At 67.0% G+C, this 14,072-nt stretch carries 17 protein-coding genes; 15 read left to right on the forward strand and 2 right to left on the reverse strand.

The window, feature by feature from the left end; translation table 11 throughout:
- Position 1: 1 nt before the first annotated feature.
- The gene (locus tag FHS55_RS01400; RefSeq protein ID WP_183188585.1) at positions 2–244 is read left to right on the forward strand and encodes a BrnA antitoxin family protein; all 243 of its coding nucleotides are present in this window, start codon (positions 2–4) and stop codon (positions 242–244) included.
- An 84-nt stretch (positions 245–328) separates the two neighbouring features.
- Positions 329–505: a hypothetical protein gene (locus tag FHS55_RS01405; protein WP_183187891.1), complete on the forward strand. Its 177-nt coding sequence runs from the start codon at positions 329–331 to the stop codon at positions 503–505.
- A 364-nt stretch (positions 506–869) separates the two neighbouring features.
- Here FHS55_RS01405 and FHS55_RS01410 read toward each other — a convergent pair whose 3' ends face one another.
- Positions 870–1,514 (reverse strand): HAD-IA family hydrolase, encoded by a 645-nt coding sequence (locus FHS55_RS01410; RefSeq protein ID WP_183187892.1) that lies wholly within the window; start codon positions 1,512–1,514, stop codon positions 870–872.
- Between the two features lie 10 nt (positions 1,515–1,524).
- Positions 1,525–2,043, reverse strand: a complete 519-nt coding sequence (locus tag FHS55_RS01415; protein ID WP_183187893.1) for an invasion associated locus B family protein — start codon at positions 2,041–2,043, stop codon at positions 1,525–1,527.
- 428 nt (positions 2,044–2,471) lie between these two features.
- Here FHS55_RS01415 and coxB point away from each other — a divergent pair, with 428 nt between their 5' ends.
- From coxB to bfr, 13 genes are all read left to right on the forward strand, one after another.
- The gene (gene coxB / locus FHS55_RS01420; protein WP_246339841.1) at positions 2,472–3,326 is read left to right on the forward strand and encodes a cytochrome c oxidase subunit II; all 855 of its coding nucleotides are present in this window, start codon (positions 2,472–2,474) and stop codon (positions 3,324–3,326) included.
- A gap of 87 nt (positions 3,327–3,413) precedes the next feature.
- The gene (ctaD, locus tag FHS55_RS01425; RefSeq protein ID WP_183187895.1) at positions 3,414–5,006 is read left to right on the forward strand and encodes a cytochrome c oxidase subunit I; all 1,593 of its coding nucleotides are present in this window, start codon (positions 3,414–3,416) and stop codon (positions 5,004–5,006) included.
- A 153-nt stretch (positions 5,007–5,159) separates the two neighbouring features.
- On the forward strand, positions 5,160–6,137 hold the full coding sequence (locus FHS55_RS01430) for a heme o synthase (RefSeq protein ID WP_183187896.1): 978 nt from the start codon (positions 5,160–5,162) through the stop codon (positions 6,135–6,137).
- Positions 6,138–6,152: 15 nt separating this feature from the next.
- On the forward strand, positions 6,153–6,467 hold the full coding sequence (locus tag FHS55_RS01435; protein ID WP_425485785.1) for a hypothetical protein: 315 nt from the start codon (positions 6,153–6,155) through the stop codon (positions 6,465–6,467).
- 13 nt (positions 6,468–6,480) lie between these two features.
- Entirely contained in the window at positions 6,481–7,119 is a 639-nt protein-coding gene (locus tag FHS55_RS01440) for a cytochrome c oxidase assembly protein (protein ID WP_425485778.1), read from the forward strand.
- 108 nt (positions 7,120–7,227) lie between these two features.
- Positions 7,228–8,076 carry a cytochrome c oxidase subunit 3 gene (locus FHS55_RS01445; protein WP_183187897.1) on the forward strand — a complete coding sequence of 283 codons (849 nt, stop codon included), beginning with the start codon at positions 7,228–7,230 and terminating at the stop codon, positions 8,074–8,076.
- A gap of 127 nt (positions 8,077–8,203) precedes the next feature.
- Positions 8,204–8,590, forward strand: a complete 387-nt coding sequence (locus FHS55_RS01450) for a DUF983 domain-containing protein (RefSeq protein ID WP_183187898.1) — start codon at positions 8,204–8,206, stop codon at positions 8,588–8,590.
- A 62-nt stretch (positions 8,591–8,652) separates the two neighbouring features.
- Positions 8,653–9,393 (forward strand): SURF1 family cytochrome oxidase biogenesis protein, encoded by a 741-nt coding sequence (locus FHS55_RS01455; RefSeq protein WP_183187899.1) that lies wholly within the window; start codon positions 8,653–8,655, stop codon positions 9,391–9,393.
- Between the two features lie 79 nt (positions 9,394–9,472).
- Positions 9,473–10,882 carry a threonine synthase gene (gene thrC / locus FHS55_RS01460; RefSeq protein WP_183187900.1) on the forward strand — a complete coding sequence of 470 codons (1,410 nt, stop codon included), beginning with the start codon at positions 9,473–9,475 and terminating at the stop codon, positions 10,880–10,882.
- A 30-nt stretch (positions 10,883–10,912) separates the two neighbouring features.
- On the forward strand, positions 10,913–12,199 hold the full coding sequence (locus tag FHS55_RS01465) for a M16 family metallopeptidase (protein ID WP_183187901.1): 1,287 nt from the start codon (positions 10,913–10,915) through the stop codon (positions 12,197–12,199).
- 77 nt (positions 12,200–12,276) lie between these two features.
- Positions 12,277–12,942: a GNAT family N-acetyltransferase gene (locus tag FHS55_RS01470; RefSeq protein WP_183187902.1), complete on the forward strand. Its 666-nt coding sequence runs from the start codon at positions 12,277–12,279 to the stop codon at positions 12,940–12,942.
- 166 nt (positions 12,943–13,108) lie between these two features.
- Positions 13,109–13,402, forward strand: a complete 294-nt coding sequence (locus FHS55_RS01475) for a (2Fe-2S)-binding protein (protein WP_183187903.1) — start codon at positions 13,109–13,111, stop codon at positions 13,400–13,402.
- Positions 13,403–13,526: 124 nt separating this feature from the next.
- Complete coding sequence (gene bfr / locus FHS55_RS01480; RefSeq protein ID WP_183187904.1) at positions 13,527–14,003, forward strand: bacterioferritin; 477 nt, start codon at positions 13,527–13,529, stop codon at positions 14,001–14,003.
- The last annotated feature ends 69 nt before the right edge of the window (positions 14,004–14,072 follow it).

Raw genomic sequence — 14,072 nt, forward strand, 5'->3', positions numbered from 1 at the left:
GATGAGCCCCCCGCCCACCCGCCGCTTCGGCGGCTCAGCCCGCGAAAATGCCGAGGCCGCGTTCAAGAGCGCCACGACGAAGCCGGCAGCGGAAGCGCCTGTCGTCAGGGCTCCTGTGCTGCCGAGCGCGAAGGAAATCGTCTCCATCCGCCTCGATCGCGAGGTGCTGGAGCATTTCCAGCAGGATGGCGCCGGCTGGCAGGAACGCATCAATGCGGCGCTGCGCAAGGCTGCCGGGTTGTGAGGGCGGGCGCGTTGCCCGTCGCCCGGACGTCGTTCCCCCTCGGTTGGTCCTCACATCCCGCTAGGCAGCACGGTTTCCAGAAACATGCATGAAAAGCTTCAGTCCCTTCGCGTCCGCCTGCTGTCGGCGCAGCGCGACCTCATCAAGGCCGCGGCCGAGGCGGGAACGATTCCCTCGGACAACATGATGCGCAAGATCGCCGACATGGAAGTCACGATCGGCGCCCTCGAGGCGATGATCGAGGACGAGAAGGCGAACTGAGAGGCCGGACGGGAGCCGGGCGTTCCGTTCCTGCGGCCAGCACCCCCGCGCCGCGGGCGCCCCCCATCCGCCTCGTCCGACATGATCGCGCGACTTGGTCCGGCTCCGGAGGCGTGGAATCTCCCGTCGCCGAGCGGGCTTCGAGGGGCGGAAGAAGCCTGTCATTGCGTCATCGCCGATCTGCGGCCCCGGGCTTCTGCCGGCGGTGCGTTGCGGCCGGGCACCGGATCCACATCCTGATCCACGTCCTGCCGGGCGGGCGCCTCCCGCTGCTGCCGCGCGGCCCCTGGCGATGGACGCTACGCCGAGCCGAGCGACGGACGGCCGGGCAGGCGTATCCCTCCGCCCCGGGGCGCCCGGCTTCCTAGAGCAGACCGATCCCGTCGAGGAAGGTTTCCAGCCGAGAGGCATGGGTGAAATGGTGGGCGCGCAGGCCGGCGGCGCGGGCGCCGTCCACGTTTGTCGCCTTGTCGTCGATCATCACCGCTGCGGCGGGGTCGACGCCATGCAGAGCGGCGAGGCGCCGATAAATCGCGGGGTCCGGCTTCTTGGTCGCGAATTCGGCGGCGACATGCATGGAGGGGCCGAACAGCGCGCGCAACTCCGGCACCAGCGCGTCGAAATGCTCCTTCATGATGAAGCCGTTATTGGTCAGGAGCGCGATCGGCACGCGCGCGCTCACCCGGGCCGCAAGGGCCGTCACGGCGGGATCCAGCGTCATGGCGAGCCGGCGGGTGTCATGCCATTCGCGGCGGCCGAACGGCACGCCGAGGGCGGCGGCTACGGCGTCGAGATAGGCATCGGCGGAAAGCAGCCCGGCATCGGAGGCATCCTCGATGCCGCTCGTCCAGATGCGCCGCTCGATCTCGTCATGCGTCAGCCCGGCCAGCCGGCCGATGGCCGCGCGGCGGGCCTCGACATCATAGCGCAGCAGCACGTCGTCCATGTCGAACACGACGAGACGCACGTCCGGGCCGGGGGAGGGGGAGGCTTCGTCCGGTGCGGTCATGCACGGTTCCTCACGGCAGCGCGTCGAACCCTTCGCCGAATCCCTTGAGGCTGAGCGGAATGCCGATGCCTTCTTCGGGCGTCTGGAAGACGATGAAGGTGGCGCTCTGGCCGCTGCGCAACTGGCTGACCAGCTTGTCGTCCATCACCACCTCGGCCACGCAGCCATTGGGCACGCAGCGCACGAAGCCGGCGCGGCCGACATCGGCATTGTCGATCTTGAGGCCGAGGCCCGAGGGCAGCAGGACGCCGAGCGGCGCGAGCACGCGCAGCAGGCGGCTCTGCTGGTCGGCCGTCTTCAGCACGATGACGGTGAGCCCGACATTGGGCCGGTCCTCGGCCTGCACGCTTTGCAGCAGAACGCACTGCTCGGACTGCGCGCCCGGGGGGGTGTCGCAGCGGACCTGCCACTCGCCATGGACCGAACGGACCACGCCCTGGGCCTGCGCCCCGTTCGCGGACGACGCGATGAACGCGAGAACCGCGAAAGCTGCCAAAAAAGCCGAACGGAGGGCCGCGAAGCCGCGCATGGGCTGTCTCCAGATAATGTGCACGAGGAGTCTTCTAAAGAAACGCCGCTGCGGGACAAGGCGAATCATGCCGTCACCGCGCTCGTGTGCGGACAAGGGTGTCCCGCGTACAACGCCCGAGGCCGATGTCAAGAATGGGGCGGAGGCTCCCGAGCAAGTAGAACGGTTCCAGGCACCCGACGTCATGTCGCAGGACCCGGACCCCCTCGGTGCGTTGCTCAGGTGTCCTTTTTGTGTTTGATGAAGATCAAATGCCTCCGGTCTGCCGGGCGCTTGGGCAAGGCCGGGCGACCTGCTGGCGTCGGGCGACCCGGCTGGGCCGGGCCACCTGGCGGCGCGGAAACCGGAGGCCCGGGGAGTTGATGGGAGTGAAGATCGCGATGACGTCGTGGATCCGCAGCGCTGCGCGTAACGCCGCCGGCTTCTTCATGGGGATTGCCGGCGGGGCCGTCGGTTTCCTGGCATTGGCCATGGCGGGCGCTGGCGTCGCCGCGGCCGGGACGGGCCAGCCGTCGCCGTGGCAGATCAATCTCCAGGGAGCGGCCTCGCCGGTCATGGAGAGCATTCATTCGTTCCATGATTTCCTGCTGTTCATCATCATCGGCGTGGTGGTGCTGGTGCTGGCGCTGCTGATCGTCGTGGCGTTGAAGTTCAACGAGAAGGCCAATCCGGTGCCTTCCCGCACCACCCACAACACGTTGATCGAGGTGGCCTGGACCGTGGTCCCGGTGCTCATCCTCGTGGCGATCGCCATTCCCTCCTTCCGGCTGCTGTTCCTCGAACTCGACCTGCCCAAGGCGGACCTCACCGTGAAGGTTACGGGGCACCAGTGGTACTGGTCCTACGAATATCCCGACAATGGCCCGTTCAGCTTCGACAGCCTGATGGTGGCGACCGAGGATCTGAAGCCCGGTCAGCCGCGCCTGCTCGCGGTCGACAACGAGGTGGTGGTCCCCGTCAACAAGATCGTCCGCATCCAGGTGACGGCGGCCGACGTGATCCATTCCTTCGCCTTGCCGTCCTTCGGCGTGAAGATCGACGCCCTGCCGGGCCGGCTCAACGAGAGCTGGTTCCAGGCGACGAAGGAGGGCGTATATTATGGTCAGTGCTCGGAACTGTGCGGCAAGGACCATGCCTTCATGCCGATCTCCATCCGCGTGGTGAGCGAGAGCGAATTCACCGCATGGGTCTCGGAAGCCAAACAGAAATTCGCCGCGGCCGACCTGCCGACGCGGGTCGCCCAGGGCGCGCCGACGGCCGAGGTGATCGCGTCCGCGCCCTGAGCGCGTCCGCCGATACCCGGGTTTAGAAATACAAGACCAAGCGCGTACGAGACGAAGCGCGCCAGCGCGTGAATGAGGGACGGTTCAATGGCATATGCAGCCGGGCACACGGGCGATCCGACGGGTTGGAAGCGCTGGGTCTATTCGACCAACAACAAGGACATCGGCGTGATGTACCTGATCTTCGCCATCGTGGCGGGGATCGTGGGCGGCATCCTCTCCATCGGCATCCGCATGGAGCTGCAGCAGCCGGGGATGCAGATCTTCTCGGATCCGCAGACCTTCAACGTCTTCACCACCGGCCACGGCCTGATCATGATCTTCTTCATGGTCATGCCGGCGATGATCGGCGGCTACGGCAATTATTTCGTGCCGCTGATGATCGGCGCGCCGGACACCGCCTTCCCGCGCATCAACAACGTCGCGTTCTGGCTGCTGCCGCCGTCCTTCGCGCTCGCCATCCTCTCGCTCTTCGTCGAGGGCGCGGCGGGTTCCAACGGCTTTGGTGGCGGCTGGACGATCTATCCCCCGCTCTCCTCGAAGCTCGGGCATCCCGGCCCGGCAATGGACCTGCTGATCCTCGCGCTGCACCTGTCGGGCGCCTCCTCGATCCTGGGCGCGATCAACCTGATCACCACGATCCTGAACATGCGCGCTCCGGGCATGACGCTGCACAAGATGCCGCTCTTCGCCTGGTCCCAGCTGGTCACCGCCTTCCTGCTGCTGCTGTCGCTCCCCGTTCTGGCGGGCGCCATCACCATGCTGCTGACGGACCGCAATTTCGGCACCACCTTCTTCGATCCGGCCGGCGGCGGTGATCCGATCCTGTTCCAGCACCTGTTCTGGTTCTTCGGCCACCCCGAAGTGTACATCCTCATCCTGCCCGGCTTCGGCATCATCTCGCACATCGTCTCGACCTTCTCGAAGAAGCCGATCTTCGGCTATCTCGGCATGGCCTATGCGATGGTGGCGATCGGCGTGGTCGGTTTCGTGGTGTGGGCACACCACATGTACACGGTCGGCCTCTCGTCCTCGACGCAGGCCTATTTCGTCGCCGCGACCATGATCATCGCCATTCCCACGGGCATCAAGATCTTCTCCTGGATCGCGACCATGTGGGGGGGCTCGATCTCGTTCAGGACGCCGATGCTGTGGTCGATCGGCTTCATCTTCCTGTTCACGGTCGGCGGTGTCACCGGCGTGGTGCTGTCCAATGCCGGCATCGATCGCTCGCTGCACGATACCTATTACGTGGTGGCGCATTTCCACTACGTGCTGTCGCTCGGCGCGGTCTTCGCCATCTTCGCGGGCTGGTACTACTGGTCGCCGAAAATGTTCGGCTACATGTACAGCGAGAGCATCGGCAAGCTGCATTTCTGGCTGACCTTCATCGGCGTGAACCTGGTCTTCTTCCCCCAGCATTTCCTCGGTCTCGCCGGCATGCCGCGCCGCTACGCGGACTATCCCGACGCGTTTGCCGGCTGGAACCTGGTCTCCTCGATCGGCTCCTACATTTCCGGCTTCGCCGTGCTGGTGTTCCTGTTCGGCATATGGCGCATGTTCGCCGCCAAGGTGCCGGCCGGTGCCAATCCCTGGGGCGAGGGCGCGACCACGCTGGAATGGACCCTGTCTTCGCCGCCGCCCTTCCACCATTTCGACGTGCTGCCGAAGATCAAGTGACCGGGCGCCTGGCCTGAATTCCCCCGACGCGGATCCTGCCGCGCCGGGCGTGCCTGAAGCTGCGGGGCGATCGTCCGCCCCTGCACGGGTCCGTCGATGTTCCGGCGGACCACCGAACAGGAGCGTCGCCCCGGACGGCGCCGGAGTGAGTGAATGACCGACCTAGCCTCGCGCGATTACGACATGCCCCGCCAGGAGGCGCTCAACGCGGCGCTCAACGGGGCGCGGGCGGTCGATGGGCTGCATCACGGCTCGGTGGCCGACTACATCGCGCTGCTGAAGCCGCGGGTAATGTCGCTCGTCATCTTCACGGCGCTGGTCGGCATCGTGCGGGCGCCGGGCGCGGTGCATCCGGTCATCGCCTTCACGGCCCTGCTGTGCATCGCCATCGGCGCCGGCGCCTCCGGTGCGCTCAACATGTGGTGGGATGCCGATATCGACGCGGTGATGAGCCGCACGCGGCGCCGGCCGGTCCCCGCGGGCCGCATCGCGCCGGGCGAGGCGCTGGCCTTCGGCATGACGCTGTCGATCGGCGCGGTTCTGGTGCTGGGCCTGCTGGTCAACGAATTGTCGGCGGCGCTGCTGGCTTTCACCATCTTCTTCTACGTCGTCATCTATACGATGTGGCTGAAGCGCTGGACGCCGCAGAACATTGTCATCGGCGGCGCGGCCGGTGCCTTCCCGCCCATGGTCGGCTGGGCGGCTGCGTCCGGCGGCATCGGGCTGGAGAGCGTGCTGCTCTTCCTCATCATCTTCTTCTGGACCCCGCCGCATTTCTGGGCGCTGGCGCTCTACAAGTCGGGCGACTACGAGCGCGCGGGCGTGCCCATGCTCCCCGTCGTGGCCGGTCCTTCCGAGACGCGGCGGCAGATCCTGCTCTACACGCTGGTTCTCGTGCCGCTGGCCATGTCGCCCTTCTTCCTCGGCATGGCGGGAGTAGCCTACGGGATCGTCTCCGGCATCGCCGGCGCGGGCATGGTGCTGCTGGCGGCACGGGTCTATCGCCGGCGCGAGGGTGCGCCCGCCGAGAAGGCTGCCCGGCAGCTGTTCGGCTTTTCCATTATCTACCTGTTCCTGCTCTTCGCCGTCCTCCTCGTCGAGGCGGTGGTGCCGTTCGGGTCCGGGCTTTGAGCAGCGGTGATCGTGATGGCGCGTAAGAGCAAGGGCTATGGCCCCCGCAGCAAGAGCCGCCCGGTGGAGCGCGGCGCGACCGCGACGGGCGCCGCGGCGGCCGGGGGTGCGGGTCGCAAGATGGCGAGCCGTACGATTGCCGGCCGCTCGACGACTGGCCGCGAGGTTTCGGGTAGCGCGATCGACGGGGTGGTGCTGACGCGCGAGCAGCAGCGGCGCCAGCGTCAGCGCTCCATCGCCATCGCGCTGGTACTCGCCGCGCTATGTGTTCTGTTCTATGTCGTGACCGTCGTGAAGCTCGGCCCCGCCGTGCTGGTCCGGCCGTTGTGAGGCGCCCATGATGATGGAATCGCCCCCCACGTCCCCAGAAACCCCGCAGGCCGGGCGGGTGATGACACCCGTGCCGCGCTGGCGGCAAAATGCGGTGTTTGTCGCCTGCGTCGTCTTCGTGGCGGCGATGGCCGGCGCGTCCTACGCTGCGGTGCCGCTATACCAGATGTTCTGCCAGCTCACCGGCTTCGGCGGTGCCACCAAGGTGGCGACGGCGGCGCCGGCCAAAACGCTTGAGCGCACGCTGGAGGTCCGCTTCGACGCCAATGTGGCGCCCGGCCTCAACTGGAGCTTCGAGCCCGAAGTGCGCTCCATGCAGCTGCGCATCGGCGAGACCAAGATCGCCTATTACCGGGTGCGCAATCGCGGCGACAAACCGGCCACCGCCGCGGCGACCTATAATGTGACGCCGGCGCAGTCGGGCTACTATTTCGCGAAGATGCAGTGCTTCTGCTTTACCGACCAGACGCTGCAGCCGGGCGAGACGCTGGACATGCCGGTGGTCTTCTTCGTCGATCCCGCCCTGGCGGAGGATCCGGAGATGGCGCATCTCAAGACCATCACCCTGTCTTACACGTTCTTCCCCAAGGCGGCCCCGGTTGCGGCCGGCAAGCCGGCGGGCGGAGCGGAGGCGGGCAAGACACCGCTTTAGTTTTAGCAAGGCCATCGCTTTGGCAGGCCCCTGTGAACGGCAGAACGCCACATTGCGGCCACAGCAGTGGCACGCTAGAAAAACGTGACGGAACGGAGAGCGCGACCCATGGCCCAGGCCCACGCTGACGCCCACGCCAAGCAGCACGACTACCACCTGGTCGACCCCAGCCCGTGGCCGGCCGTCATCTCCGCCTTCGCCTTCGTGCTGGCTGTCGGCGCGGTGTTCTGGATGCACGGGCAGCTCACCTCGCTGGTGATGATCGTCGGCTTCCTTGGCGTGATCTACACCATGGCCGTGTGGTGGCGGGACGTCATCCGCGAGGCGCAGTACCAGCATGCCCACACCAAGGTGGTACAGCTGCATCTGCGCTACGGCATGATTCTGTTCATCGCCTCGGAGGTGATGTTCTTCGTCGCGTGGTTCTGGGCGTTCTTCGATGCGGCCCTGTTCGTGGGCGAGCCGATCAACTACGCCCGCGCCGAGTTCACCGGCGGGCACTGGCCGCCGACGGGGATCGAGACGTTCAATCCCTGGCACCTGCCGCTGCTCAACACGCTGATCCTGCTGACCTCGGGCACCACGCTCACCTGGGCGCACCACGCCCTCGTGCATGGCGATCGGCAGGCGGCGAAGTGGGGCCTGTGGCTCACGGTGGGCCTCGGCTTCGTGTTCTCGCTGTTGCAGGGCTTCGAGTACAGCCACGCCGAATTCGCCTTCTCCGGCAACATCTATGGCGCCACCTTCTTCATGGCGACCGGCTTCCATGGCTTCCACGTCATCGTCGGCACCATCTTCCTCGCCGTGTGCCTGGGTCGCCTCTATGCCGGCCACTTCACGCCGACCCATCATTTCGGCTTCGAGGCGGCGGCCTGGTACTGGCATTTCGTCGATGTCGTGTGGTTGTTCCTCTTCACCTTCATCTATGTGTGGGGAAGCGCCGGCGCGCCACACTGAGAGCTTGATCATCGGGATCGGGGGGCGGCTGTGGGCCGCCCCTTTTTCGTTGGCCGCGCCGGCCATCGCCGGACGGCGGCCGTCCCCGTGGATGGCCCGCGCCACGCAAAGGGAGTAGAAGCCGCCCATGGATCTCCAGCCCTTCCACACCGCAGTCTCGCCCTATCAGGCCGGCCTCACCTGCCGCTGCCCGCGCTGTGGGCGCGGCAAGCTGTTCTCCGGCTTCCTCACCGTGGCGCCGCGCTGCGAGGCCTGCGGGCTGGACTACAGTTTCGATGATTCGGGCGATGGCCCGGTGGTGTTCATCATCCTGCTCGCCGGCAGCGTCGTCGTCGGCCTCGCCTTGTGGGTGGAAATCACCTGGATGCCGCCCTTCTGGGTGCATGCCGTGCTGTGGACGCCGCTTGTCCTTCTGGCGACGCTCGGGTTGCTGAGGCCGCTGAAGGCGACGATGATCGCTCTCCAATATGCGCGCAAGGCAGAGCCGGGCCGTCTCGACAAGGGTGGCTCGTGACTCCGAGGCCCTTGTCGCCCCCCCCGGCCGCATCACCTGCCGGACAGCCTCGCAAATCAGCTGTGCGCAAATCGGCCGTGCGCAAGCTGCTGCCGGCGGGCGTGTGCGTCCTCGCGCTGTTCGCGCTGCTGGTGGGGCTCGGCACCTGGCAGCTGGAGCGGCTCGCGTGGAAGGAGGATCTGGTCGCCAAGGTCGCCGCGCGCATCCACGAGCCGGCCCAGCCCGCCCCCGAGGAGCCGGCCTGGCCGCAGGTGAATTTTGGCGATGACGAATATCGCCATGTCACCGCTCAAGGGCGCTTCCGCCATGATCTGGAAGTGCAGGTCTATGCGTTGATCGACACCGCACCCGACGGGACCGGCGGTCCCGGCTACTGGGTGGTGACGCCGCTGGTGAGGCTCGACGGCTCGACCATCCTGGTCAATCGCGGCTTCGTGCCGCTGGACCGCCGGCTTCCCGCCAGCCGACCGGAAGGGCAGGTGGACGGCCCCGTCACGGTGACGGGACTGCTGCGCTTGCCGGAGGAGTCCGGCCTGTTCCGGCCGGATAACGACCCGGCCAAGGATAGTTGGTTCGTGCGTGATCCGCTGGCCATTGCCAGCGCCAAGGGGCTGTTGCGCACCGCGCCCTTCCTCATCGACGCCGATGGCGCGCCCATCCCCGGAGGGATGCCGATCGGCGGGCTGACGCGCGTCAGCTTTGCCAACCGGCACCTCGAATATGCGCTGACCTGGTACGGGCTCGCCGCCACGCTTCTGGCGATGTTCGCCGCCTATGCCTGGCAACGGCTGCGTGCGCGCTGAGGGGCGTTGCGCAAGCTGTTGCTTGCCTATGATCGGCGGCACCACTAGTTTGCCGCCGAATTAGTGAGCGGAGGCGCGCGTGCGCTATATCTCGACCCGCGGCGAGGCGCCGGTACTCGCCTTCTCCGATGCCCTGCTCGCCGGCCTTGCCCGCGACGGCGGCCTCTATGTGCCGGACGTGTTTCCTTCGCTGACCCCGCAGGAGATCGCGCGCCTCGCCGGCCGCTCCTATGCGCAGGTGGCGGGGAAGGTGATCGCGCCCTTCGTCGATTCGGCCTTCACGCCCGATGTGCTGACGCCGATGCTGGAGGAGGCCTATGCCAGCTTCCGCCATCCCGCGACCACGCCGCTGGTGCAGATCGCCCCGAACCGCTTCGTGCTGGAGCTGTTCCACGGCCCGACGCTCGCCTTCAAGGACGTGGCGATGCAGCTGCTCGGCCGCATGATGGACCATGTGCTGACCCAGCGCGACGCGCGTGCCACGATTGTCGGCGCCACCTCCGGCGACACCGGCAGCGCCGCCATCGAGGCGTTTCGCGGCCGCGCCCGCACGGATGTGTTCATCCTCTATCCCGCGGGCCGGGTGTCCGAGGTGCAGCGCCGGCAGATGACCACCGTGCCGGATGCCAATGTCCACGCCATCGCCATCGAAGGCACGTTCGACGACTGCCAGGCGCATGTGAAGGCGATGTTCAACAACCTCGCCTTCCGTGACCGGCTGCACCTTGCCGGCGTCAACTCGATCAACTGGGCGCGCATCGTCGCGCAGGTGGTGTATTATTTCGTCGCTGGCGCCGCGCTGGGCGCGCCGCACCGTCCGGTTTCCTTCGTGGTGCCGACCGGCAATTTCGGCGACGTGCTGGCCGGCTATGTCGCCAAGCGCATGGGCCTGCCGATCTCGCGGCTCACCATCGCGACGAATGTGAACGACATCCTGGTCCGCACGCTGGCAAACGGCCGCTACGAGACGACGGGCGTGGTGCCCTCCTCCTCGCCCTCCATGGACATTCAGGTCTCGTCCAATTTCGAGCGCCTGCTGTTCGAGGCGCTGGAGCGGGACGCCGGCGCGCTGCGCGGGCTGATGGCGGCGCTCGCCCAATCCGGCGCCTTCTCCCCGCCGAACAGCGCGCTGGAGGCGATCCGCGCCGATTTCGAGGCTGGCCGCACCGACGAGGCGCAGACGGCGGACACCATCGCCCGCGTGCGGCGCGAGACCGGCTACCTGCTCGACCCGCACACGGCGGTGGCGGTCTCGGTGGCCGAGCGCCTCCCGCAGGATCCGCATGTGCCGCAGGTGGTGCTGGCCACCGCCCATCCCGCCAAGTTCCCGGATGCGGTGGAGCGCGCCTGCGGCGAGCGGCCCGCGCTGCCGCCCCATCTGGCAGACCTTCTGGAGCGGCCGGAGCGCACGCCGACCCTTCCCAACGACATCGCGGCGATCGAGGCCTATATCGCCCGCTTCGCCCGCGCGGCGGAGCCGGTGGCATGAGCATGGAGCAGGCATGAGCACGGAACAGGCATGAGCACGGAACAGGTCGGCACCGCCCGCATCACCACGCTCGACAATGGCGTTACCGTCATCACCGACGCGATGCCTCATCTCGCCACCGCCTCGCTCGGCATCTGGGCCGGGGTCGGCGCGCGCGACGAGGAGGGCGACGAGCACGGCATTTCGCATCTCCTGGAGCACATGGCGTTCAAGGGCACGCGCCGGCGCAGCGCCCGCGCCATCGCCGAGGAGATCGAGGCGGTCGGCGGCGACATCAACGCGGCGACCAGCGTCGAGCACACGAGCTACAATGCCCGCGTGCTGGGCGAGGACATGCCGCTGGCTCTCGATGTGCTGTCCGACATCCTCACGGAGCCGGCCTTCGATCCCGAGGAGCTGGAGCGCGAGCACAATGTGATCGTGCAGGAGATCGGCGCCGCGCTCGACACGCCGGACGACCTGGTGTTCGACCTGTTCCAGGAGCGGGCCTTTCCCGGCCAGCCGATCGGCCGCTCCATTCTCGGCACGCCCGAGACGGTGCGCTCCTTCGATGCCGGGCGGCTGCGGACCTATCTCGCGCGCAATTACCGCGCACCCAAGCTCATCCTTTCCGCGGCCGGCGCGGTGGACCACGACGCCGTGGTCGCGGAGGCGCACAAGCGCCTGGGCGGCTTTGTGGCGCAGGACAAGCCGGTGCCGGTCACGGGCCGCTATCAGGGCGGGGTGGAGATCGGCGGAGGGCGCGATCTGGAACAGGCGCATCTGCTGATCGGCCTCGAAGGGCTTTCCTACCGCGATCCGGAGATCCACGCGCTGCAGGTCTTCACCAACATCCTGGGTGGGGGCATGTCGTCGCGCCTGTTCCAGGAAGTGCGGGAGGCGCGCGGGCTCTGCTACGCCGTGTATTCCTTCCACTGGGGCTATGCCGATACCGGCCTGTTCGGCATCTATGCCGGCACCGATGGCGGGGATGTCGGCGAACTCGTCGATGTGGTGATCGATCAGGTCGAGGCCACCGTCGAGGGTCTGACCGAGGCCGAACTCGCCCGTTCCAAGGCGCAGGCCAAGGTCGGCCTGCTCGCCGCGCTGGAAAGCTCGGGCGCGCGGGCGGATCAGCTGGCCCGGCAGATGCTGGCCTTCGGCCGGCCGATCCCGCTCGAGGAAATCGTCGCCAAGCTCGAGGCGGTGACGCTGGAGCGCGCGCGGGCCGCCGGGCGGGCCATGATCGCCCGTGGCAGGCCCACGTTCACCGCCCTTGGGCCGGGCAAGCCGCTGGCCTCGGCGGCGCGCATTGCGGAACGGCTGAAAGCCGCCTAACTCTCTTGAATGGCCGGTACCCGCCGGCCATCATCCCTGGCATGCCCTTCACGGCCCATCCTCCACGGCCTCGCTCGATGTCGCTGTTTCGCACGGTTTCCTGGCCCGAGCCGCCGGCGCTCATCGAGGGTGAGGGGGTTGTGCTGCGCATGCCGAACATGTCGGACTTCGCCGCCTGGTCCTCCCTGCGCGAGCAGAGCCGCGCCTTCCTGACGCCGTGGGAGCCGCTCTGGCCGAATTACGACCTCTCGCGCGGCTCCTTTCGTCGTCGCATACGCCGTTACATCCGCGATGTGCGCGAGGATGCCGCCTATCCCTTCCTGGTCTTTCGCCGCGACGACCATGCCCTTCTCGGTGGGCTGACGCTGTCCAATGTCCGGCGCGGCGTCACCCAGACGGCCAGCCTCGGCTACTGGATGGGCGCGCCCCATGCCGGCAAGGGCCACATGGGCGCGGCGGTGCGCGCGCTGCTGCCTTTCGCCCACACAACGCTGGGCCTGCGCCGCATCGAGGCCGCCTGCCTGCCCGGCAACATCCCCTCCCGCCGCCTGCTGATGAGCGCGGGCTTCCGCCACGAGGGCTATGCGCGCGAGTATCTGTGCATCAACGGCCTGTGGCAGGACCACCTTCTGTTCGCCCGGCTCTCGGGCGACCCGATCGCGCGGGTGGGGGAGGGGATGCCCGATGAGCTCACCAGTTTGGGGGAGTTCCAAAGTGCAGGCGAGATGAGCGGCAAGCTCTAATCTGGAACGACTAAAAGATAGCGGCGTTGTGACTGCGATTTCGTGCATGTAATACCGCTGCTTGTTTTTCCCGATTGACGCCAGCGTGAATTGGCGCGAAAAATCGAAGAGAAAGGAGCTATTTAGAATAATTCTAAGTAGCTGGTCACTTCGGTTCCGCGCCGCCATGATCGTCTGTTCCTGCAATGTGCTGTCAGACCGCCAGATTCGCGACGCGCTGACGGATGCGGAATCGCCTGCCCGCACGGCAGGGCAGGTCTATCGCTGTCTCGGCTGCAGCGCCCAGTGCGGCCGCTGCGCGCGGACCATCCGCAAGCTGATCGACGATGTGAATGCCGCCAATTGCGGCGGCTGCGCGCGCGAATGCCCGGCCCATGCGCTGGTCGAGGGTCATTCCCAGCGGCACAATCACCCTCACAATCACACGCACACCGAGAGCTTCGCCGTCGCGGCGGAGTGAGCGCGGTGCTTCGGCTCGGCTGCGAGGGCGGGACGGAGGCCTCGTCGTGCTTGAGTGTTGATTGGAATTGTTCTAAAAATTTGCTGCCTTATCGAATTTGTCGAAGTCGGGAGAGACTGCGTCCATGAAGGGTGATCCCAAGGTCATCGAGTATCTCAACCGCGGCGTTCGTTCCGAACTGACCGCCATCAACCAGTACTGGCTGCATTTCCGCATGCTGGACAACTGGGGCTACAAGAAGCTGGCGGCGAAGTGGCGCGCGGAATCCATCGAGGAGATGCACCACGCCGACCGTTTCATCGACCGCATCCTCTTCCTCGACGGCTTCCCGAACCTGCAGGTGCTCGAGCCGCTGCGAATCGGGCAGGACGTGAAGGAAGTGATCGAATGCGACCTCGCCGCCGAGGTCGGGGCGCGCGCGCTTTATCAGGAAGCCGCGACCTATTGCGAGAGCGTGCAGGACTATCCCAGCCGCGACCTGTTCAAGGCGCTGATGGCCGATGAGGAAGGTCATATCGACTTCCTCGAGACCCAGCTCGACCTGATCGACAAGCTCGGCCTGCAACTCTACGCCCAGCATCATATTGGCGATCTCGACTGAGCCTGCGCATCGCCGCGATAAATGAGGGGGCCGGTCCGTGGACCGGCCCTTTTTCATGCGCCGGTGCTC

Source organism: Ancylobacter tetraedralis (genome assembly GCF_014195655.1).
GTDB lineage: Bacteria > Pseudomonadota > Alphaproteobacteria > Rhizobiales > Xanthobacteraceae > Ancylobacter > Ancylobacter tetraedralis.